General features: G+C 74.0%; 18 protein-coding genes. 5 read left to right on the forward strand and 13 right to left on the reverse strand.

The window, feature by feature from the left end; translation table 11 throughout:
• Positions 1-98: 98 nt before the first annotated feature.
• From VT52_RS18035 to VT52_RS18095, 13 genes are read right to left on the reverse strand one after another with little or no spacing between them, the layout of a single operon-like run.
• Positions 99-911 carry an HAD family hydrolase gene (locus VT52_RS18035; RefSeq protein ID WP_046422475.1) on the reverse strand — a complete coding sequence of 271 codons (813 nt, stop codon included), beginning with the start codon at positions 909-911 and terminating at the stop codon, positions 99-101.
• Entirely contained in the window at positions 908-1,453 is a 546-nt protein-coding gene (locus VT52_RS18040) for an NUDIX domain-containing protein (protein WP_046422474.1), read from the reverse strand. Before VT52_RS18040 ends, VT52_RS18035 begins: the two co-directional genes overlap by 4 nt.
• Positions 1,450-2,340, reverse strand: a complete 891-nt coding sequence (locus tag VT52_RS18045; protein ID WP_046422472.1) for an SDR family oxidoreductase — start codon at positions 2,338-2,340, stop codon at positions 1,450-1,452. Before VT52_RS18045 ends, VT52_RS18040 begins: the two co-directional genes overlap by 4 nt.
• Complete coding sequence (locus VT52_RS18050) at positions 2,337-3,365, reverse strand: ROK family protein (RefSeq protein WP_046422470.1); 1,029 nt, start codon at positions 3,363-3,365, stop codon at positions 2,337-2,339. Before VT52_RS18050 ends, VT52_RS18045 begins: the two co-directional genes overlap by 4 nt.
• Positions 3,358-4,464: a sugar phosphate nucleotidyltransferase gene (locus VT52_RS18055; RefSeq protein ID WP_046422468.1), complete on the reverse strand. Its 1,107-nt coding sequence runs from the start codon at positions 4,462-4,464 to the stop codon at positions 3,358-3,360. Before VT52_RS18055 ends, VT52_RS18050 begins: the two co-directional genes overlap by 8 nt.
• Entirely contained in the window at positions 4,457-6,553 is a 2,097-nt protein-coding gene (locus tag VT52_RS18060; protein WP_046422466.1) for a glycogen/starch synthase, read from the reverse strand. The genes VT52_RS18055 and VT52_RS18060 overlap by 8 nt, the downstream gene beginning before the upstream one ends.
• An 8-nt stretch (positions 6,554-6,561) precedes the next feature.
• Positions 6,562-8,007: a hypothetical protein gene (locus VT52_RS37030; protein ID WP_046422464.1), complete on the reverse strand. Its 1,446-nt coding sequence runs from the start codon at positions 8,005-8,007 to the stop codon at positions 6,562-6,564.
• 3 nt (positions 8,008-8,010) lie between these two features.
• The gene (locus VT52_RS18070; protein ID WP_053055540.1) at positions 8,011-8,826 is read right to left on the reverse strand and encodes an ABC transporter permease; all 816 of its coding nucleotides are present in this window, start codon (positions 8,824-8,826) and stop codon (positions 8,011-8,013) included.
• A complete protein-coding gene (locus VT52_RS18075; RefSeq protein WP_046422462.1) occupies positions 8,823-9,635 on the reverse strand; it encodes an ABC transporter permease in 813 nt (270 codons plus the stop codon). Before VT52_RS18075 ends, VT52_RS18070 begins: the two co-directional genes overlap by 4 nt.
• A complete protein-coding gene (locus tag VT52_RS18080; protein ID WP_046422460.1) occupies positions 9,632-10,627 on the reverse strand; it encodes an ABC transporter ATP-binding protein in 996 nt (331 codons plus the stop codon). The genes VT52_RS18075 and VT52_RS18080 overlap by 4 nt, the downstream gene beginning before the upstream one ends.
• A complete protein-coding gene (locus tag VT52_RS18085) occupies positions 10,624-11,925 on the reverse strand; it encodes an aspartate aminotransferase family protein (protein ID WP_046422457.1) in 1,302 nt (433 codons plus the stop codon). The genes VT52_RS18080 and VT52_RS18085 overlap by 4 nt, the downstream gene beginning before the upstream one ends.
• Positions 11,922-12,338, reverse strand: coding sequence for a cupin domain-containing protein (locus VT52_RS18090; RefSeq protein ID WP_046422456.1), 417 nt, complete (start codon positions 12,336-12,338; stop codon positions 11,922-11,924). Before VT52_RS18090 ends, VT52_RS18085 begins: the two co-directional genes overlap by 4 nt.
• Positions 12,339-12,391: 53 nt before the next feature.
• On the reverse strand, positions 12,392-13,624 hold the full coding sequence (locus tag VT52_RS18095) for a sedoheptulose 7-phosphate cyclase (RefSeq protein ID WP_046422454.1): 1,233 nt from the start codon (positions 13,622-13,624) through the stop codon (positions 12,392-12,394).
• Between the two features lie 150 nt (positions 13,625-13,774).
• Between VT52_RS18095 and VT52_RS18100 the strand changes: the two genes are divergently transcribed.
• From VT52_RS18100 to VT52_RS18120, 5 genes are all read left to right on the forward strand, one after another.
• Positions 13,775-14,647, forward strand: a complete 873-nt coding sequence (locus VT52_RS18100) for an oxygenase MpaB family protein (protein ID WP_046422545.1) — start codon at positions 13,775-13,777, stop codon at positions 14,645-14,647.
• Between the two features lie 72 nt (positions 14,648-14,719).
• Positions 14,720-16,285 carry a phytoene desaturase family protein gene (locus tag VT52_RS18105; RefSeq protein ID WP_046422453.1) on the forward strand — a complete coding sequence of 522 codons (1,566 nt, stop codon included), beginning with the start codon at positions 14,720-14,722 and terminating at the stop codon, positions 16,283-16,285.
• 67 nt (positions 16,286-16,352) lie between these two features.
• Complete coding sequence (locus tag VT52_RS18110) at positions 16,353-17,465, forward strand: nitronate monooxygenase (RefSeq protein ID WP_046422451.1); 1,113 nt, start codon at positions 16,353-16,355, stop codon at positions 17,463-17,465.
• Complete coding sequence (locus tag VT52_RS18115) at positions 17,462-19,021, forward strand: acyl-CoA synthetase (protein ID WP_420856289.1); 1,560 nt, start codon at positions 17,462-17,464, stop codon at positions 19,019-19,021. Before VT52_RS18110 ends, VT52_RS18115 begins: the two co-directional genes overlap by 4 nt.
• 93 nt (positions 19,022-19,114) lie before the next feature.
• Complete coding sequence (locus VT52_RS18120) at positions 19,115-20,638, forward strand: fatty acyl-CoA synthetase (protein ID WP_046422448.1); 1,524 nt, start codon at positions 19,115-19,117, stop codon at positions 20,636-20,638.
• Positions 20,639-20,664 lie beyond the last annotated feature (26 nt).

A 20,664-nucleotide genomic window follows, 5' to 3' on the forward strand; every position in this document is an offset into this window, starting at 1 on the left:
TCTCTCGCGTCGCTCGGGTTGGTGAGTCAAGCAGTCGCCCACATCTCTGGCAATAACTTGCTGCAATTTTCAGCAAGTTGCATCAGTGGTCGGGCCGGTCAAGGGGCGGGCGTTCGAGGGAACAGGCGTTCAAGGACCACCGCGACACCGTCCTCCTCGTTGCCGGGCGCGATCTCGTCGGCGTGGCGCCTGAGTTCGGGGTGGGCGTTGCCCATCGCGACGCCGTGCCCGGCCCAGGCGAGCATCGGGATGTCGTTGGGCATGTCCCCGAACGCGACCGTGTCGGCGGCGCCGAACCCCAGCCGGTGTCCGGCCGCGGCGAGTCCGCTCGCCTTGTCCACCCCGTCGGGCAGCAGCTCGACCATGCCCTCGCCGGAGTGGGTGACCCCGACCAGCCCGGCGCACACGGAGCGCGCCAGCGCGGCGAGGCCGTCGTCGTCCAGCGTCCGGCTGCGGATGAGGACCTTCTCCACGGGCCGCGTCCACAGCCCCTCCGTGTCCTCGACCAGCCGCCAGCCGTGCCGCACCCGCTCGCCGAAACCCGGCGTGACCAGGAACTCCCCGGCCAGCCCCGCGGTCACCACTCCGAGCGCCAGCGGGCCCGCCACCTCGGCGAGCCGTGCCACCAGCGCCCGTACGACGCCCCGGTCGAGGGTCGCCGAGGACAGCAGGCGGTCGGCGCCGACGTCGTACAGCTGCGCCCCCTGCCCGCAGACGGCGAGCCCCCGGTAGCCGAGCGGCGCCAGCAGGTCCCGGCAGCCCGCGGCCGGACGGCCCGTCACCACCAGGTGCCGGGCGCCGCGGGCGACGGCCCGTGCGAGCGCCGCCCTGGTACGCGGCGAGACGGTGAGGTCGCCGCGCAGCAGGGTGCCGTCGAGATCGGTGGCGACGACCGTGTACCGGGGCGTCATCCGGCCCCGCCCCGGTGCAGTGCCAGCAGGGTGTACGCGGCCAGGGTCGCCGCGTCCGTGATCCGTCCGGCGCGGACGAGGTCGCGCCAGTCGGCCGGGGCCGCCCGGCGCTGGCGCATGTCGGCCTCGGTGGCCTCGCGTTCGGGCGGGCCCGGTGTCAACTCCTCGGCGAGGAAGACGTTGCAGCCCTGGCTGGCGTAGCCGTAGGCGACGTGCACCAGGCCCAGGTACGTCATCCGGGCGGCCCGCAGCCCGGTCTCCTCGCGCAGTTCGGCGCGGGCCAGTTCGAGCGGCGGCGCTCCCGTGTGCCCGGCGGGCCAGGAGCCCTGCGGGAACTCCCAGTAGCGGCCCGCGACCGGGTAGCGGTACTGCTCGACCAGATGCAGGGCACCGTCGTCGTCCCGGGGGATCACCAGGGCGTAGTCCGGCTTGTCCACGACGCCGTACACGCCCTCGCTGCCGTCGGGGCGCCGGACGTCGTCCTCCCGGACGCTCATCCAGGCGTTGCGGTAGACCTCGCGGGAACGCACGGTACGGATCACGGCGCGGCCTCCAGCAGGTCGCGGACCCCCTCGGCGACACCGCGCACGCGCAGCCCGTGCCGGCCGAGCACCTCGTCCAGCAGGGTGCTGGTCAGACAGGTGTGCGTGGGCCGGCTCGCGTACCGTCCCGCCGCCCGGGGCACCCTGGTCACCCGCGACCGGGGCACGCCCAGACCGTCCGCGATCGCCTCCGCCCACTCGGCCCGCGAGACCCGGTCCGGGCCGCCGAGGTGCAGCAACCCGGGCGCCCCGGGCTCCAGCACGGCGGCGGTCACCGCGGCGACGTCCTCGACGGCCACCGGCGTCGTCCACTGGTCGCGGGGCGCCTCCACCCGCTCGCCCGCGCGCAGCCGGTGGGCGCAGGCGGCGAAGAAGTTCAGCCACTTGGCACAGTCCGCGGGCTCCCAGCCGTAGACCAGGCTCACCCGCAGCACGGTGGCGTCGGGGGCCGCGCCGACGATCCGCTCGGCGGCGAGCTTGGCCCTGCCGTAGGCGTTCGCGGGGGCTGTCGGGGTGGTCTCGTCGTTGTCGGGGCGGCTGCCGTCGAAGACGTTGTCCGTGGAGATCAGCACGGTACGGCGGCCCCGCGCGGCCGCCGTCAGATGGCGGGCCGCGGCGCTGTGCAGCGCGAGGGCCCGCCCGGGGTCGGCCTCGCACCAGGTCACGTCCGAGGGGCCGTGCACCAGCACGAGCCGGTCGGGCCGCACCTCGTCGACGGCGCGGGCGCAGGCGGCCGCGTCGGTGGCGTCGAGCCGCACCCAGGGCGCGGTGTCCCGCGGCGGTGGGGTGCGGGAGGCGAGGACGGGGGTGCCGCCACCGGCGGCCAGCCGCGCGGCCACGGCGCGTCCGACGAAGCCGCTGCCGACGATCAGCGTGGTCGTGCTCATACCGTGGTCACCGCCCCGAGTCCCACGCCCCGCGCCGCCAGCAGCCGGCCGGCGCCGATCAGTCCGTGGTCGTCGTCCGGGGCGCCGAGCGTCACCATGCGCCGGATGCCGTCGGCGTCCAGACCGAAGCAGCCGAGCCGCTCCAGCTCCGCGTCGAGGAGCTGGACGTAGCGGGGCCCGACGGCGAGGGCGAAGCCGCCCATCAGGATGTACCGGCGGATGCCGATGGAGGTGAACACGGAGATGATCGCGGAGGCGAGATGGGGGAGGACCGAGCGCAGGACGTCCGTCGCGAACGGGTCGCCGCCCCGGATCGCGGCGGCCAGGGCAGGGTTGTCCAGCCGGTCCGGATCGGGCGCGGCGGCGGCGAGGGCCGAGCGGGCGTAGCCGAGGGGGTCGGCGTGGGCGGCGCGGCGCGCGGCGGCGAGGGTGCCGCGCCCGGAGGCGATGCCGCCGAGGTGGCCCCGCCCGCCGCAGTCGCAGCGGGGCGCGCCGGGCGAGGGATCGCAGGGCCAGTGGCCGAGTTCGCCGCCGTGGCCCTCCGCGTCGAGCAGCACCTCGCCCGCCCGGTACACCTTGCTGCCGATCCCGGAGCTCACCGTGATCAGGCAGAACGGCGGCTCGTCGGGGCCGTGGACATAGCGCCACGCGGCGGCCGTCAGATCGTTGACGACGACCACGGGCAGGCCGAGGCGGTCCTCCAGCGACTGCCGCACCGGCAGTGGCTCGCCGGGCCCGCCCCAGATGGTGGGCGCGGCCAGCGCCCGGCCGTCGGCGGTGACGGGGCCGGCGAAGGCGACCGCCAGCGCGCCGCTGCCGTGCCGCCGCACCGCCTCGGCGCACAGCACGGCGAGCTGCTCGCGCACGCGTTCCTGGAGGACCGCGACGGGCGCGCCGGGATGCCGGTCGAGACCCTCGGTGGGCGTGCGGCGCACATCGGACAGGGCGCCGGTGGTGAGGTCGTAGCGGGCGGTGCGCAGGGTGGTGCCGCCCAGATCGACCACCGTGCAGGCGGGTTCAGACACCGGCTCCTCCTCGGGGGGAGGCGGCCGCGACGGACTGCACGGTGCCGTCCTCCAGGACGATCGCGGAATCGATGTCGGCGCCGTCCGGCACCTCGGAACTCGGCAGCAGCACACTGCGCCGTACCCGCGCTCCGGCACCGATCCGGGCGCCGGGGAAGGCGACGCTGTGCTCCAGCAGACCCCCGTTGACGAGATCGGCCGGGACCAGGCTGCGGATCACCCCGGGCGCGGAGCCGACGACCTCGCGCGGTACCCCGGGCCGTATCGTGCACGGCAGTTGACCGACCGTCAGCGGGGGCCGTTCCGAGACGAGCGCCAGATGCGCCCGGTGGTAGCGGTCGACGGTGCCGATGTCCTCCCAGTGTCCCGGCACCTCGTGGCCGAGGATCAGCTCGCCGCCCGCCAGCATCGCCGGGATGACGTCCCGGCTGATGTCGTGCTGCCAGTCGGTGCCGTCCAGCCGCTCCAGATAGTGGTGGAGCCGGGCCGCGTCGAAGACGCAGAACGCCGCGAAAACCAGATCGCTCGTCGGCTCGGCGGGCTTCTCCACGAACGCCGTCAGCCGTCCCGCGGCATCGAAGTCGACCATGCCGAACAGATGGACCCAGGCCCGCTCGATCCGCTGGTAGGCCACGGTGAGCGCGGCGCCGGAACGCCGGTGGGCGGCGATCAGCGGCCCGTAGTCGAAGCGGTACACATGGTCCGCGTGCAGCACCAGCACCTCCGAGGTGCCGGGCCCGAACAGGTACGGCGCCTTGCGGATCAGCGCGTCGGCGGTGCCCCGCTCGGGGGTGCCGCCGGGCGGCGCGGGCAGATGGCCGGTGCCCTCGCGGTACCCGCGGTCGTACGGCCCGAAGTGCACCCGGAAGCCGGGGCGCCACCACGTGCGGTACAGGTCGTCCATCAACTGCCGCTCCGCGTACTGGGACAGCAGCAGCACCTCGCCGAGCCCGGAGGCCTCGGCGTTGGCGAGCGAGAAGTCGATCAGCCGGGCGGCACCCCCGAACGGCACCAGCGGCTTGAGCCGGCCGTGCCCCAGCGGCCCCATCCGGCGGCCCTCGCCGCCCGCGAGCAGCGCGGCGCGCACCCCGTCAGCCATGGCGCACCACGTCCCAGGCGGAGCGCCCGTCGGCCAGGGTCAGCAGCAGGTTCAATTCTCCTCCGGTGTAAGGCAGTTCGTGCAGGGCCAGGGTGAACTCGCCCGGCCCGGTGGTGGCCGCCCGGTGCACCACCGTTCCCCGGCGTCCGGCGCCCGCGGGCTCGGCCCACAGGACGGCCTCGACGCGGGCGGCATGCGGCAGCCGGTAGGTGAGCCGGCCGTCCGCGAGCCGGTGGCGGGCGCCCAGGCGGGCCCGCAGCCCCGGGTCGTCGCCGGCGGCGCGGGCACACCGTGCGAAGTCGGCGCGCGCCCAGGCCGCGTCGAACAGGGCGCGGCGCGCCTCGGCGTCCAGGGGGCGGCAGCGGGCGTAGGTGTCGGCGTCCCCGAGCCGGGCCGCGGCCTCGGCGATCGCGTCGGGGTGCGAGGCGTACGCCTCCTCGGGCAGCAGGTCGAACCAGCCGTGCCTGAGGAGCAGCCCGAGGTCCCGGGTGGGCTGCTCCCCCTGCCACAGCGGCGTGAAGGCGTCCAGATGCCGGCGCGCCGTGTTCGCCCAGGTGAACCACCGTGCGGTCGCCATGGAGTTGGAGCGCAGACGTGCGTACTCCCGGGGGTGCTCGCGGAGCAGGGCGGCGGCCTCCTCGATGCGGCGGGCCAGCGCGTCGGCGAGGAGCGAGTCGTCCTCGGAGAAGGAGCGGTTGACGGCGAAACCGGTGGCCCCCGGGGTGCCCAGCGGATCGGCGGCATGGCCGAAGTGGGCCATGCCCAGCTGGGCGGTGGCGATCGGGACGGCGCCGACGGCCATCGCCTCGCCCTGCGCGATCAGGAACGTGTCCATCTCGAACTTGGACGGGAAGAGGCAGAAGTCCGAGGAGGCCGCGTAGGCCATGATCCGTTCCTCGGCGACCCGTTCGCACTCCAGGTGGATCCGGTCCCCGTGGCGCTCGGCCACCTCGCGGATGAACGGATGACCGATCCCGTCGTCGCTGAGGCAGCGCAGCACGAAGTTGGCCGCCAGGCCCTCGGCGAGGACCCTGTCGACCGCGCGGAACAGCTCCAACTGCCCCTTGTGATGGAGGGCGTAGCGGGCGTTGTGGAAGAACGTGGGCAGCGCCGGGTCCAGTCCGAGTGCGCCGAGGACGGCCGCGCGGTCCACGGCCGGCCGCTCCGGCGCGGTCCAGCGGTCGCCGATCGCACAGCCCCCGACGAAGCTCTTGTGCGCGTTGCGCCGCACCGTCTCGTGCACGGGCAGCTGGCGGAACGGCTCCTCGAAGGGGGTACCGGCGAAGTCGGTGTAGAACTCCAGGTGGCCCGGCGAGAGGAAGTCCACCAGGTCGGCGTGGTCGGCGACCAGGTCGTAGACGCCGATGTGGCCGGGGCCGTACTCGTAGTGAAGATGGGTGCGTTGCTGGTAGGCGCTCTGCACCGACACGGGGGGCGGCCGCTCGTCGGGAAGGGCGAGCGGCGTGTCCAGGAACTCCAGGAGCCGTTCGACCTCGGGCCGGTACACCTTCTTGGTGATCGGCATGTTGCTCTGCACGGTCCCGACGACCAGCTTCGAGGGATCGGCGCGGAAGGCCGCGGGCATCAGGTAGTGGTAGTACGGCTCATGGGCGTGCACCAGTGCCTTCTCGTCGCCGAACCGGGCGCGTACGAAGCGGATCGTGTCGACCTGGTAGGCGAGCGGCTTGAAGAAGACCAGGTCGTGGCCCTTGCTGTCGTAGGGCGGGTAGAAGCGGTCGGGGAGCGCGTCCAGCAGCCGGTTGGACAGGAAGTACAGGTCGACGCCGGCCAGGCGCAGCCGGTGCGCGGTGGTGGTGAGCGGGATGCCCACCTCGCCCGGGAAGCGTTCGCCCCAGGTGTCCGGGTCCAGGACGAGCGGCAGTTCGTAGGTGTCCTCGTGGTCCAGGGTCTCCAGGTCGTAGGAGGCCCGCAGTTCGGCCAGGCGGCCGTGGGCCGGGGTGACGACCGAGACGCGGTGGCCCGCGTCGGCGAAGGACCGGGAGAGGTTCCAGAGGTAGACGGAGATGCCGCCCTGGAGGAAGCGGTGGTCGAAGCCCCCGCACTCGAAGTAGGTCTCGATGATGTGCACGGGTGTCCTCATCCGCCGGCCGGGAGACGGCTGGTCTCCACGGCGTGCCGCAGGTTGATCGCCGCGTGGTAGGCGCGGTCGTGGGCGTAGGCGTAGTCGAGCTCGTGGATCAGCCGGCGCAGCCTCAGCAGTCGCCAGGCCGGATGGCTGTCCCGGTCCGGGCCCGCGTCGGCCAGCAGGTTCCCGGCCCGCGCGGCCCACCGCCCCGCCGCCCGCCGCAGCCGGGCGAGACCGGCCAGCCGCTCCTCGCTCCAGCCGGGCGTGTCGGGGCGGGCGCCGGCCGCCTGGAGCAGCGCGGTGCGGCAGGTGTCCTCCGGATCCGTGCCGAGGGCGCCGGCCGCGTGGTCGGAGAACTCGTCGGCGGTGAAGATCTCCAGCCCCCGGGTGAGGGCGGCCAGGTCCTGCCACGGCGACTGCGCGGTGGCCGGGTCGGCCGGGTCGGCGCGCGGAGTGGACAGGTCGATCACGCACAACTCCCAGCCACCGTCCGCCCGTTCGGCGCGCAGCACATGGGACAGGTGCAGGTCGCCGTGGCACGGACCGGTGGGCCAGGGCCGCGCCGGCAGCCCGGACACGCGGGTCAGCTCGCGGGACAGCCCGGTCGCCGCCGCCTCGCGCACCGCCACCGGGTAGCGGGTGTCGGCGAGGATCCGCGGGGTGAGCCGGGCGAGCCGTTCGCCGCTCTCGTCGAGCACCGCCTGGGCCGGGAACTCCGGGTGCGGGCCCAGCCGTTCGGCCAGCTCCCGGTGGAAGTCGCGCAGGAACCGCCCGGTCTCCCGCAGCGGCGCGACCAGGTCCCGCTGGGAGGCGCCGACGGCAGTGTCCGGCTCCACCCCGTCCGCCAGCAGGGGCCACAACGCCCGGATCCCCGCCCGCAGGGGCACGTTGAGCCCCTCGCCCTCCGCGAACCGGTACAGCACCCCCAGCGGCTCGCGCGCCCCGGTCGCCGTGTCCACGTACGTGTAGTCGCCGACCGGCCGCTGGGTGCGCCCGCCGTCCGCCATCAGGCGCAGCAGCTCGGCCTCCCGGTTGCCGGTGCCGATCCGCCGGTAGCTCTTGTGGGTGTGCGCGGTGCCGCCCAGGTCGATCAGCGACAGCGCGTTGGAGCACCAGCCCGGGTCGAAGGGCAGCGGACCCCGGTAGACGGCGGGCGCGCCCCGGAACTCGATCACGTTGCCGCGCGCGGTCGGCAGCCGCAGCCCCGCGCGCAGCGCGTCGACCACCGCGAGGTCGAACGCCCTCGTACCGGCTGCCGGCCGCCCCGGCTCGGTGTCGAGGACCGGGACGAACCAGCGGGTGGCGCCCGCCCCGACGAGCAGCAGCCGGACCTCGCCGAGCACCGCCTGGTCGTACAGCTCGAAGGGGCCCCGGCGCCCGGCCTCGTCCATCCAGGGGGCGTCGCGCAGCAGTCCGGCGGTCGCGGGCGCGGGGGCGCCGGGCAACAGGGTGTCCATGGGTCAGCTCCCGGTCATCTCGTAGCGGTCGACGCCCCGGTGCCAGACGACCAGGGCGAGCGTCACCGCGGCCGCGGTCACGGCGAACAGCCAGGGCAGCATCCCGGTGCGCCCGAAGAGCAGACAGGTCGCGGGGACGTAGGCGGTGAAGGCGTAGGGCAGCAGCCAGGTCAGCAGCCACCGCAGGGAGGGGTGGTACAGGTCGAGCGGGTAACCGGAGAAGTCGCCCAGCTGGTTGGCCGCGTACAGGGCCGGGAAGCTGTTCGTCGTCCAGAACGCCAGAGACGCGAACAGCGTCTTGACCGAGGCGAGGATCAGCGTCCCGCACAGCACGAGCAGCGGCAGCAGCAGCCACTGCACGGCGCTGAGGCGCAGGTCGAGCCGGTCGGCCGCGTACCAGGTCAGGGCGGCGCCGGTGAACAGCTCGCCGAAGCCGTCCGGGTACAGGAACCGCTCGGACAGCAGCGCGAAGAGCGGATGCACCGGGCGGATCAGATAGCGGAAGAAGTCGCCGTTGCGCACCAGCTTGCGGGCCATGACCCACAGCTGGTCCGTGAACATCCGGTCCAGGCCGCGCGGCAGCAGCGAGAAACCGAGCAGGAACAGCACCTCGTGGTAGTTCCAGCCGGCGATCCGGGGGGTCTGCCGGAACACCATGCCGACCACGGCGGCCTGGCACACCACCCGCAGCACCAGACCGCCCGCGCCGAGCAGGAAGTCCATCCGGTACTCGGTCAGCCGGTGCACGCTGACGGCGCTGAGGTGCCAGGTCAGCCGCGCGTAGCGGGCGGCCGTCGCGAGGGGCCCCGGTGAGCTCATCCGCCCAGCACCTCCACCCGTCGCACGGCGCCGCGCCACGCCAGCGCGGCCAGCGCGCACAGCGCGAGCGCCCAGCCGAACTGCACCGCGAGGATCCCGGCCGCGCCGGCCGCCCCGTCGTAGCGGCCGAGCAGCAGCCGCAGCGGGCCGTCGACCATGCCCTGGAACGGCAGCACCCGGGCCACGGCCGCGAGCGGCCCCGGCATCAGCGAGAGCGGCACCACCTGTCCGGCGAAGAACGCGACCACGCTGTCCTTGACGACGCGCACGCCCCAGATGTTGGTGGTGACGAACCCGGCGAGCCCGACCAGCAGGTTCACCCCGAAACCGATGACCAGGGACAGGGCGGCGGAGAACGCGAAGAGCAGCATGCCGCCCCAGGTCGGAGTGGTCAGCGGCAGCAGCAGCGCGTACAGCGCGACGACGGGTACGGCGACCAGTGCGGCGTTGGTGAGCGAGACCGGCAGCCCGGTGGCGAACCGGGACAGCGGATAGCTGACCGGGCGCAGCAGCGAGACCGCGATGTCCCCGCGCTGGACCTCCCCGGAGACCTCCTCGTCCACCCTGCTGGCCTGCGTCAGGCCGAGCACCTGGGCGAGCAGCACGTACGTCGTCAGGCGCGGCAGGTCGTAGCCGCCGGGCAGCCCGCCCGGCCGGCCGGCGTACACCGCGCGCCACAGGAAGACCTGGACGCCGACGGCGGTGGTGGCGGTCAGGGCATTGATCAGGAAGGTGGAGCGGTACTGGAGCAGCGACTGGAGGCTGGAGGCCGCGAACGGGGCGTAGCGGCGCAGGGCGGGGGCGTTCACGCGGCCGCCCGGCCGGCGTAGATGCGCCGCAGCACCATCTCCAGGTCGGGTTCGGGGGCGACGCAGTCGGTGACGTCGAAGTGGTCGAGCAGGAAGCCCATCACCTGGCGGGCGGTCCAACGGGCCACCGGGTACTCCACCTTGACCCGGCCGTCCTCGGCCGGTGCCGCCGACGCCCCGTCAAGCCCCTTCTCGATCAGGGCGATCGCCTCGTCGGCGGTGCCGTGGTGCTCGAAGACGACCGCTCTGGTGTCGGCGGTGCGCAGCAGCTCGTGCATGGTCCCGCGGTGCACGACCTCGCCGTGGTTGACGACCAGGACCCGGTCGCAGATGGCGGTGATGTCGCCCATGTCGTGGCTGGTGAGCAGCACGGTGGTGCCGAGTTCGGCGCTGACGTGGTTGACCAGCCTGCGCACGGCCTCCTTGAGCACCAGGTCGAGACCGACCGTCGGCTCGTCCAGGAAGACCACCTTGGGGTCGTGCACCAGGCTCGCCGCGACCTCGGCCCGCATCCGCTGGCCCAGGCTGAGCTGCCGGACCGGGGTGTTGCCCAGCGCGTCGAGGTCCAGCAGCTCCTGGAACAGGGCCATGTTGCGCCGGTAGACGGCGTCCGGGATCTCGTGGACGCGGCGCAGGATGCGGAACGAGTCCGGCACCGGCAGGTCCCACCACAGCTGGCTGCGCTGCCCGAACACCACGCCGATGTTGGCGGCGTTGCGCCGCCGCTCCCGGTACGGCTCCAGGCCCGCGACCAGGGCGCGGCCCGAGGTCGGGGTCATGATCCCGGTGAGCATCTTCACCGTGGTCGACTTGCCCGCGCCGTTCGCGCCGATGTACGCGGCCTTCGTCCCGGCCGGGATCTCGAAGGACACCCCGGACACCGCCCGCACCAGCCGGTGCTCCCGGCTGAACAGGGTGCTGAGGCTGCCCAGCAGACCGGGCCGCCGCTCGGCGACCCTGAACTCCTTGACCAGGTTCTCCGCGACGATCACCGGGCGTCCTCCGTGGCGCGCTCCAGGGCGCGGTCGAGCAGCGCCAGGCCCTCTTCGAGGAGCGGGCGGTCGATCGTGAACGGCGGTGCCAGGCGCAGCACATGACCGCCGATCGCGGTGCGCAGTCCGAGGTCCAGCGCGTGCCGGTACACGGCCTGGGCGATCTCCGGGGCGGGCGCGCGGCTCGTACGGTCGCGCACGAACTCCAGCCCGTGCAGGAGCCCGAGCCCGCGCACCTCGCCCAGCACCTGGTGCCTGGCGTGCAGTTCGGCCAGCCGTTCCTCCAGCAGGGCACCCAGCTCGGTCACCCGGGCGAGCAGGGTGTCCCGTCGTACGACCTCCAGCGTGGCCTTGGCCGCGGCGATGCCGAGCGGATTGTTCGCGTACGTCGACGCGGTGGACCCGGCTCGGCCCGTCTCGGGATGCCGCAGCACCGCGGACCGTCCGGCCAGCGCGGCGAACGGGAATCCCGAGGCGAGTCCCTTGGCGAGGGTCACGAGATCGGGTTCGATGCCGAACCGCTCACCGGCCAGGAAGGTACCGGTGCGGCCGCCGCCGGTGAGCACCTCGTCGGCGACCAGCAGCACCCCGTTCTCCCGGCAGCTGTCGGCGATCTGCGCCCAGTATCCGGGCGGCGGCACGATCACCCCGGCCGCGCCGAGCACCGGCTCGAAGACCAGCGCCGAGATGTTCGGCTTCTCCGTGATGTGCCGGCGCACCAGCGACGCGCAGCGCACCCCGCAGGAGGGGTACTCCAGCTCCAGCGGGCAGCGGTAGCAGTACGGGGAGTAGCCCAGCACGCTGTTGCCCGCGAACGCCTGGTGGCCGATGTCCCAGTGGACCAGCATCCTGGCGCCCTGGGTCTTGCCGTGGAAGCCGTGGCGCAGTGCCCCGATCCGGTTGCGGCCCGGTTCGGCGACGGCCTGCACGGCCCGCAGCGCGGCCTCCACCGCCTCCGCTCCGGTGGAGAAGAAGGCGTAGGTGTCCAGCTCCTCCGGCAGCAGCGCGGCGAGCAGCTCGCACAGCGCGGCGCGGTCGGCGGTGGCGAAGTCGTGCACGTTCCACAGCCGGCCGGCCTGTTCGGTGAGCGCGGCGACGACCTCGGGGTGGCAGTGGCCGAGCGACTGGGTGAGGGCGCCGGCCGCGAGGTCGATGTACTGGTTGCCGTCCAGGTCGGTGAGGACGGCGCCGCGGCCCTCCGTGAAGACCCGGCGGCCCAGCGCCGACTCCTCCGAGGCGCCGGGTGCCAGATGCGCCGACTCCCGCTCCAGCAGCTCCCGTTGGTGCGGGCCGGTCATCCGGCACCGCCCAGCGGACCGACCTCGAAGACCAGCAGGGTGATGTCCTCGTCGCCGTCGTTGGCCAGCCCGTGCTCACCGTGGGGGCGGTTGGGGACCACGTCACCGGCGCGCACGGTGAACTCCTCGCCGTCCAGGGTCATCCGGCCCCGTCCGGACAGGATCACGTACGTCTCCTCGTCGTCCGCGTGCTGGTGCGGACCGATGGAGGTGCCCGGGGGCAGCACGACCAGGTCGATGAACGCGACCGGCGCCCCGGCCCCGGCGCCGGGGTAGGCGCGGTGGGCGCGGATCGTGCCGGTGCCGCCGTGGTCGCCGGTCACGTCACGCAGCAGCCCCTCGTACAGGTTGGTGACCCGGGTGCGGACGGGTTCGGGCCTCGGGGCCCCCGGCTCCGGCAGGGCAGGACTCATCGCGGTACGGCTCCAAGAGGGTCGCGGGTGAGGGGAGTCGGCGTCGGGCCGGGTCAGCACGCGGCGGTGAGCGGCGCGGCGGGCGAGGTGTCCCCGGCGCGGGCGGCCAGGGCGTCCAGCGCCTCCTGGAGCGCGGCGCCGGGGATGTCGTCCAGGTCGTCCACGAAGACCGCCGAGCCGATCCCGTCGGGCACCACGAGGTGCAGCCGGCGGCCCCGGCGCTCCCAGGACGCCTTCAGGGCCCGGTCCATCAGTTCGGGTGTGCAGGTCTCCGCGTCGAACACGGGCAGTCCGAGCGCGCCGATCAGGGCGACGATCCGCTCGCAGTCCCCGGCGTCCAGCAGGCCCAGCACACGGGCGAGTTCACTGGAGAGTGCCATGTCGACGGCGACGGACTCGCCGTGCGCGATCCGGTACCCGCTGGCCGTCTCCATGACCGGCCCGAAGGTGTGCCCGAAGTCGACCAGCCGGGCCAGGTCGTGCTCGCGCAGGTTCGGGCACAGCTCCTCCATCATGAGCCGCATCGAGGTGCGCAGCACGTAGTCCTCGACACCGCGCCGCCCGAGCCCCTCCTCCGCGAGCGCCGCCGGGGCGGCGCAGGGCCGCTGGAAGACCTGCGGGCACTCCTCCAGGGTCCGGAACAGCAGGGCGTCCTTGATGATCGCCATCTTGGCCGTCTCGCCGAGGCCGCAGCGGATGTCCCGGGGTGCCAACGTCCGCAGGAACGCCGGGTCGTTGAGGGAGGCGTGCGGCGGATGGTAGGCCCCGAGCATGTTCTTGGTGCCCAGGGCGTTGACACCGGTCTTGACGCCGACGCCCACGTCGACCTGGCCGACCAGGGTGGTGTTGACCTTCACGTAGCGCACGCCGCGGCAGTAGATCGCCGCCGCGAAGCCGACCAGGTCGCAGGTGACGCCCCCGCCCACGGCGAGCATCACACCGCCCCGGTCCAGGCCGGCCGACTTGGCCAGCGCGCAGATCTCCTCGACGGTCTCCATGCGCTTGCCGTCCTCGCCGCCGGCCAGGACGTGCACGCTCCAGGTGCCGGGGGCGAACCGCGCCGCCAGGTAGGCGCGCAGCCGGCGCCCGTACAGCCGGTCGACGGTCGGCCCGGTGAAGGCCACCACGCGGCGCCCCTCGCAGCACTCGGCCAGCAGCGGGTTGGCGGGGGAGAGCACCTCGCGGGTGAGATCGACGCGGTACGAGGTTCCGTCCGGGGCGCGGAGGGTGAACCCGTTGTCATCGCCGCGGACCCCGGATTCGGCGGCGGATGTCTGCGCCGTCACGACACTCCTCGAATCGGCCGGATTCACCACCGGCTGGCCGTCAACTGCGATCAACAGGGCCTGAGTTAAACAGGTGTCCGAGTGCGTCTGCAAGAACTTGATGAAACTTGCTGCTGATTCTTGCAAGCCGAGGCGGCCATACTGGCGGGCATGGGCGATCCCGGTCTCTACACCCCGCGCTCCGTGACCTGGCAGCTGCACGGCGACCCCATGATGTGGGTGGCCGGCGTCCGCGCCCTCTACCTCCAGGCCCTGCTCCCGCGCGCGGTGCGCGGCGTGCTCCAGAACTCCGACTTCCGGCGGGACGCGTGGGGCCGCCTCGGGCGCACCGCGGACTTCGTCGGCGTCACGACGTACGGCACGACGCGGGCCGCCGAGCGTGCCGGTGCCCGGGTCCGCGGCATCCACCGGAGGCTCACCGCCACCGACCCCGCGACCGGCGAGCGGTACGGGGTCGGCGAACCCGGGCTGCTGCTCTGGGTGCACTGCGCGGAGGCCGACTCATATCTGCGCGTGCTGCGCCGCTCCGGCTACCCGCTCACCGACGCCCAGGCCGACCGCTACATCGCCGAACGCCGCGTCAGCGCCCGCCTGGTGGGTCTCGACCCGGAGCAAGTCCCGGCGAGCCGTGCCGAGCTGGCCGCGTACTTCGCGGAGATGCGCCCCCACCTCACGGCGGGCCCCGAGGCCCGGGAGATCGACGACTTCCTCCGGCGCCCGCCGGTGCCGCCCCTGCTGGTCCCCGCGCGCGACCTGCTCTGGTGGCGGGTGGCGGCCCTCGCCTACGCCGCGCTGCCCCCGTACGCCCACGACCTGTACGGCAGACCCGCCCCCGACCCCGCCGCCGTCACCCGGCGCCTGCGCGCCACCGGCACCGTGCTGCGCCGCATCCCGCCCCACCTGCGCTGGCAGCGACCCCCGAAGCACATCCTGCGCGCCGTGTCCCGCCTGGGCCCAGCCGCGTGCCCGGCCCCGCACAAGGTCCCCCGGGGTCCCTGGGCCGGACCGTGCCGGGCGCTCTGAGCCGGCCCGATCCCGAGGAATGACCCCGGCCGCCCCCTGGCCCCGCCGGATCACCCCGTGTTACGAAGGATCATGTCCGTGAACCAGGGAACCCGTGCGTACGACGCCGTCATCGTCGGAGCAGGTCACAACGGTCTGGTCGCCGCCGCCTATCTGGCTCGGGCCGGGCGCTCCGTGCTGGTGCTGGAGCGGCTCGGCCACACCGGTGGGGCCGCCGTGTCCAGCAGGCCGTTCGCCGGGGTGGAGGCGCGGCTCTCGCGCTACTCCTACCTGGTCAGCCTGCTGCCGGGGAAGATCGTGGCCGACCTCGGGCTGGACTTCCGGCTGCGCCCGCGCACCATCTCCTCGTACACCCCCGTGGAACGCGCGGGCCGCCCCACCGGACTCCTCGTCGGCGGCGGCGAGGCGCGCACCCGGGACGCCTTCGCCAGGCTGACCGGCGGCGAGCGCGAGTACGCCGCCTGGCAGCGCTTCTACGGCATGACCGGGCGCGTCGCCGAACGCGTCTTCCCGACCCTCACCGAGCCGCTGCCCACCCGGGACGAGCTGCGCCGCCGCATCGACGACGAGAGTGCCTGGCGGGCCCTGTTCGAGGAGCCGATCGGGGCCGCCGTCGAGGAGTACTTCGAGGACGACCTGGTCCGGGGCGTGGTCCTCACCGATGCCCTGATCGGCACCTTCGCCGACGCCCACGACCCCTCGCTGGCCCAGAACCGCTGCTTCCTCTACCACGTCATCGGCGGCGGCACCGGCGCCTGGGACGTGCCCGTGGGCGGCATGGGCGCCCTCACCGACGCCCTCGCGGCGGCCGCCCGTGCGGCGGGCGCGGAGATCGTGACCGGGCACGAGGCGGTCCGTGTCACCGGCGACGAGCACGGCGCCGAGGTCGCCTACCGCACCGCCGACGGCGAGGGCGTCGCCGCCGCCCGGCACGTCCTGGTCAACGCCTCGCCGCAGGAGCTGGCCGCCCTCACCGGGGACACGCCCCCGGAACCCGCCGAGGGTGCCCAGCTCAAGGTGAACATGCTGCTCACCCGGCTGCCGAGGCTCCGCGACCCCGACGTCGACCCCCGCGAGGCGTTCGCCGGCACCTTCCACATCGCCGAGGGCTACGGCCAGTTGGCCACCGCCCACGCCCAGGCCGCCGCCGGCCGGCTGCCCGCCGCACCGCCCTCCGAGATCTACTGCCACTCCCTGACCGATCCCACCATCCTCGGCCCCGGACTCGCCGGGCGCGGCTACCAGACCCTCACCCTCTTCGGCCTGCACACCCCGGCCCGGCTCTTCGACCGCGACAACGACGCCGCCCGCGAGGAACTGCTGGCCGCGACCCTCGCCCAGCTCGACGCCCACCTCGCCGAGCCCCTCGCCGGCTGCCTGGCCACCGACGCCGACGGCCGCCCCTGCATCGAGGCGAAGACCCCGCTCGACCTGGAACGGGACCTGCGGCTGCCCGGCGGCAACATCTTCCACCGCGCCCTGTCCTGGCCGCACTCCCAGCCGGACACCGGCCGCTGGGGCGTGGAGACCTCGCACCCGCGGGTCCTGTTGTGCGGGGCGGGAGCGGTGCGCGGGGGAGGGGTGAGCGGCGTACCCGGGCACAACGCGGCGATGGCGGTGCTGGAGCAGGACCGCTAGCGAACCGAAACTGACAGTACGTCAGAAGAGTCTTCCGTCGTGCGGGCCGGTGCGGCATCCTGCGCCCATGCAGACGGAGCTGAGCGACCAACTGGGCATCGAGCACGCCGTCTTCGGCTTCACGCCGTTCCCCGCCGTCGCCGCGGCCATCAGCCGCGCCGGCGGCTTCGGCGTGCTCGGCGCCGTCCGCTACACCGCCCCCGACGACCTCAGACGCGATCTCGACTGGCTCGACGCGCACACCGCCGGCCGCCCCTACGGCCTGGACGTCGTCATGCCCGCCCGCAAGGTCGAGGGCGTCACCGAGGCCGACGTCGAGGCGATGATCCCCGAGGAGCACCGGCGGTTCGTGCGCGACACCCTCGCCGCGCACCGGGTCCCCGAACTGCCCGCGGGCGAGGCGGCCGGCTGGCGGATCACCGGCTGGATGGAACAGGTCGCCCGGAGCCAGCTGGACGTCGCCTTCGACTACCCGATCCGGCTGCTCGCCAACGCCCTCGGCCCACCGCCCGCCGACGTGGTCGCCCGCGCCCACGAGCGGGGCGTGCCGGTCGCCGCGCTCGCGGGCAGCGCCCGGCACGCCCGGCGGCACCGGGACGCGGGCATCGACATCGTGGTGGCCCAGGGCTACGAGGCCGGCGGGCACACCGGGGAGATCGCCACCATGGTGCTCACCCCGGAGGTCGTGGAGGCCGTTGCCCCGCTGCCCGTGCTCGCGGCCGGCGGCATCGGCAGCGGAGCGCAGATCGCCGCCGCCCTCGCCCTCGGTGCCCAGGGGGTCTGGCTGGGCTCCCTCTGGCTGACCACCACCGAGGCCGAACTGCACTCGCCCGCCCTGACCCGCAAACTGCTCGCCGCCGGGTCCGGGGACACCGTCCGCTCCCGCGCCCTGACCGGAAAACCCGCCCGCCAGCTGCGCACCGCCTGGACCGACGCCTGGGACGACCCGGCGGGACCCGGCCCGCTGCCCATGCCGCTCCAGGGCCTGCTGGTCGCCGAGGCGGTCTCCCGCATCCAGAGGCACGAGGTCGAACCCCTGCTGGGCACGCCCGTCGGGCAGATCGTCGGCCGGATGACCAGCGAGCGCGACGTCCAGACCGTCCTGGACGACCTCACCCGCGGTTTCGAGCGGGCCGTGGACCGCATCAACCGCATCGCCAGAAGGAGCGGCACATCATGAGCGCACCGATGACGCCTCCCCCCGGCTTCTGGGCCCAGGCCGCCCAGGACCCCGGCCGCACCGTCCTGATCGCCCCCGACGGCGAGGAGTGGACCGCCGGCCGGCTCCGCGCCGCCGCCGACCGGCTGGTCCACGGGCTGCGCGCGGCGGGCCTGGAACGCGGCGACGCCTTCGCCGTCGTACTCCCCAACGGCGTCGAGTTCCTCACCGCCTACCTCGCCGCCACCCAGGCCGGGCTCTACCTCGTCCCGGTCAACCACCACCTGGTCGGCCCGGAGATCGCCTGGATCGTCGCCGACTCCGGCGCCAAGGTGCTCATCGCGCACGAGCGCCACGCCGACGCCGCACGCGCCGCCGCCGACGAGGCCGGCCTCCCGGACGAGGCACGGTACGCGGTCGGGACCGCCCCGGGCTTCCGGCCGTACACCCGGCTTCTGGACGGGCAGCCGGACTCCGCGCCGACGGGCCGCGAACTCGGCTGGGTCATGAACTACACCTCCGGTACGACCGGACGCCCGCGCGGCATCCGCCGCCCGCTGCCCGGCAAGGCCCCCGAGGAGGCCTACCTGGGCGGCTTCCTCGGCATCTTCGGCATCACGCCGTACGACGGCAACGTGCACCTGGTCTGCTCGCCGCTCTACCACACGGCCGTCCTCCAGTTCGCGGGCGCGTCCCTGCACATCGGCCACCGGCTGGTGGTGATGGACAAGTGGACCCCCGAGGAGATGCTGCGCCTGATCGACATCCACCGGTGCACCCACACCCACATGGTCCCGACCCAGTTCCACCGCCTGCTGGCCCTTCCCGAGGAGACCAGGGCCCGCTACGACGTCTCCAGCATGCGGCACGCCATCCATGGCGCCGCGCCCTGCCCGGAGCACGTCAAACGGGCCATGATCGACTGGTGGGGGACCTGCGTGGAGGAGTACTACGCGGCCAGCGAGGGCGGCGGCGCCTTCGCCACCGCCGACGACTGGCTGAAGAAGCCCGGCACGGTCGGCAGGGCCTGGCCGATCAGCGAACTCGCGGTCCTCGACGACGACGGCAACCGGCTGCCGCCCGGCCGGCTGGGCACGGTCTACATGAAGATGAACACCGGCGGCTTCGCCTACCACAAGGACGAGGACAAGACCCGCCGGAACCGCGTCGGCGACCTCTTCACCGTCGGCGACCTCGGCTACCTGGACGAGGACGGCTGCCTCTTCCTCCGCGACCGCAAGATCGACATGATCATCTCGGGCGGGGTCAACGTCTACCCGGCCGAGATCGAGTCGGTGCTGCTCGCCCACCCCGCCGTCGCCGACGCCGCCGCCTTCGGGATCCCGCACGACGACTGGGGCGAGGAGGTGAAGGCCGTCGTGGAACCGGCCCCCGGGCACCAGCCGGGTCCGGAGCTGGCCGCGTCGATCCTCGACCACTGCGCCCACCGGCTCGCCGGGTTCAAGCGGCCCCGAAGCGTCGACTTCGTCGCCGAACTGCCCCGCGACCCCAACGGCAAGCTCTACAAGCGGCGGCTGCGCGACCCCTACTGGCAGGGGCGCACCCGGCCGGTCTGACCCGGCGCCCTCCCGGCGGGCGGGCGCCCGGTGGCGATCCGGTCCTGCCGCGGTCCTTGACCCGCGCGCCCCCCGGCCGCAGGATCTGCGGTCATGAGCGAGGGACAGGGCGGCACGGCCGCCGGACAGGGCGGCAGCACGGTCGACGCGATGTTGCGGCGCAGCGCCCGCCGCACCCCCGCACGGATCGCGCTGGAGTACGGCGAGCGCGCCTGGACGTACGGCGAACTGGACGACGCGGTCTCCCGCGCGGCCGCGCTGCTGCTCGCCGAAGGGCTCGCCCCCGGCGACCGGGTCGGCGCCTTCGGCCACAACTCGGACGCCTACCTGATCGCCTTCCTCGGCTGCGCCCGCGCGGGCCTGGTCCACGTCCCGGTCGACAACCACCTCACCGGCGACGACCTTGCCTACCTCGTCGGGCAGTCCGGCAGCGCCCTGGTGCTCGCCGACCCCGGCCTCCTGGACCGGCTCCCGGAGGGGGTGCGGTCGCTGCCGCTGCGGGACACCGGGGACTCGTTCCTCGCCCGGCTCGCGGACACCCGGCCGTACGACGGACCGGGGCCGCGCTCCGAGGACCTGGTGCAGCTGCTCTACACCTCCGGCACGACCGCGCTGCCCAAGGGCGCGATGATGACCCACCGGGCCCTGGTGCACGAGTACGTGAGCGCGATCACGGCCCTGGACCTGCGCGCGGACGACCGCCCCGCGCACGCGCTGCCGCTCTACCACTCGGCGCAGCTGCACGTCTTCCTGCTGCCCTACCTCGCGGTCGGCGCCACCAGCGTCGTCCTGGACGCGCCGGACGGCGACCTCCTGTTCGACCTGATCGAGTCCGGCCGCGTGGACAGTGTGTTCGCGCCGCCCACCGTGTGGATCGCGCTGGCGAACCGGCCCGACTTCGCCACCCGCGACCTCGACGGGCTCCGCAAGGCGTACTACGGCGCCTCCGTCATGCCCGTGCCCGTCCTGGAGCGGCTGCGCGAGCGCCTGCCGGACCTCGCCCTCTACAACTGCTTCGGGCAGAGCGAGATCGGCCCCCTCGCCGCGGTCCTCGGCCCGGCCGAGCACGAGGAGCGGCCGGCCTCCTGCGGGCGGCCCGTGCTGTTCGTGGAGGCCAGGGTCGTGGACGAGGAGGGCCGGGAGGTGCCCGACGGCACGACGGGCGAGATCGTCTACCGTTCGCCGCAGCTGTGCGAGGGCTACTGGGACAAGCCCGCGGAGACCGCGGAGGCGTTCCGCGACGGATGGTTCCGCTCCGGCGACCTCGCGGTCCGGGACGCCGAGGGCTGCCTCACCATCGTGGACCGGGTGAAGGACGTCATCAACTCCGGTGGTGTGCTGGTCGCTTCACGGCAGGTCGAGGAGGCCCTCTACACCCATGAGGCGGTCGCCGAGGCCGCCGTGGTCGGCCTGCCCGACACCCGCTGGATCGAGGCCGTCACGGCGGTCGTCGTACGGCGCGGCGAGGTGACCGAGGAACAACTCGTCGCGCACGTACGGGAGGCGCTGCCCTCCTTCAAGGCGCCCAAGCGGGTGCTGTTCGTGGACGCGCTGCCGCGCAACGCCAGCGGGAAGATCCTCAAGCGGGAGCTGCGGGACCGCTTCGCGAAGGGGTGAGGCCGGGCGTCCGCCGGCCGTGGGCG

Origin of the sequence: Streptomyces malaysiense, from assembly GCF_000980885.2 — a bacterium.
Lineage (GTDB): Bacteria > Actinomycetota > Actinomycetes > Streptomycetales > Streptomycetaceae > Streptomyces > Streptomyces malaysiense.

What these genes read in the sequence shown, in the direction of transcription:
- VT52_RS18110 (WP_046422451.1), top strand. Translation starts at nt 16,353, where the DNA reads ATGCAGACGGAGCTGAGCGACCAACTGGGCATCGAGCACGCCGTCTTC.
- VT52_RS18120 (WP_046422448.1), top strand. Translation starts at nt 19,115, where the DNA reads ATGAGCGAGGGACAGGGCGGCACGGCCGCCGGACAGGGCGGCAGCACG.
- VT52_RS18085 (WP_046422457.1), bottom strand. Translation starts at nt 11,925, where the DNA reads ATGACCGGCCCGCACCAACGGGAGCTGCTGGAGCGGGAGTCGGCGCAT.
- VT52_RS18100 (WP_046422545.1), top strand. Translation starts at nt 13,775, where the DNA reads ATGGGCGATCCCGGTCTCTACACCCCGCGCTCCGTGACCTGGCAGCTG.
- VT52_RS18045 (WP_046422472.1), bottom strand. Translation starts at nt 2,340, where the DNA reads ATGAGCACGACCACGCTGATCGTCGGCAGCGGCTTCGTCGGACGCGCC.
- VT52_RS37030 (WP_046422464.1), bottom strand. Translation starts at nt 8,007, where the DNA reads ATGGACACCCTGTTGCCCGGCGCCCCCGCGCCCGCGACCGCCGGACTG.
- VT52_RS18105 (WP_046422453.1), top strand. Translation starts at nt 14,720, where the DNA reads ATGTCCGTGAACCAGGGAACCCGTGCGTACGACGCCGTCATCGTCGGA.
- VT52_RS18035 (WP_046422475.1), bottom strand. Translation starts at nt 911, where the DNA reads ATGACGCCCCGGTACACGGTCGTCGCCACCGATCTCGACGGCACCCTG.
- VT52_RS18090 (WP_046422456.1), bottom strand. Translation starts at nt 12,338, where the DNA reads ATGAGTCCTGCCCTGCCGGAGCCGGGGGCCCCGAGGCCCGAACCCGTC.
- VT52_RS18055 (WP_046422468.1), bottom strand. Translation starts at nt 4,464, where the DNA reads ATGGCTGACGGGGTGCGCGCCGCGCTGCTCGCGGGCGGCGAGGGCCGC.
- VT52_RS18070 (WP_053055540.1), bottom strand. Translation starts at nt 8,826, where the DNA reads ATGAGCTCACCGGGGCCCCTCGCGACGGCCGCCCGCTACGCGCGGCTG.
- VT52_RS18115 (WP_420856289.1), top strand. Translation starts at nt 17,462, where the DNA reads ATGAGCGCACCGATGACGCCTCCCCCCGGCTTCTGGGCCCAGGCCGCC.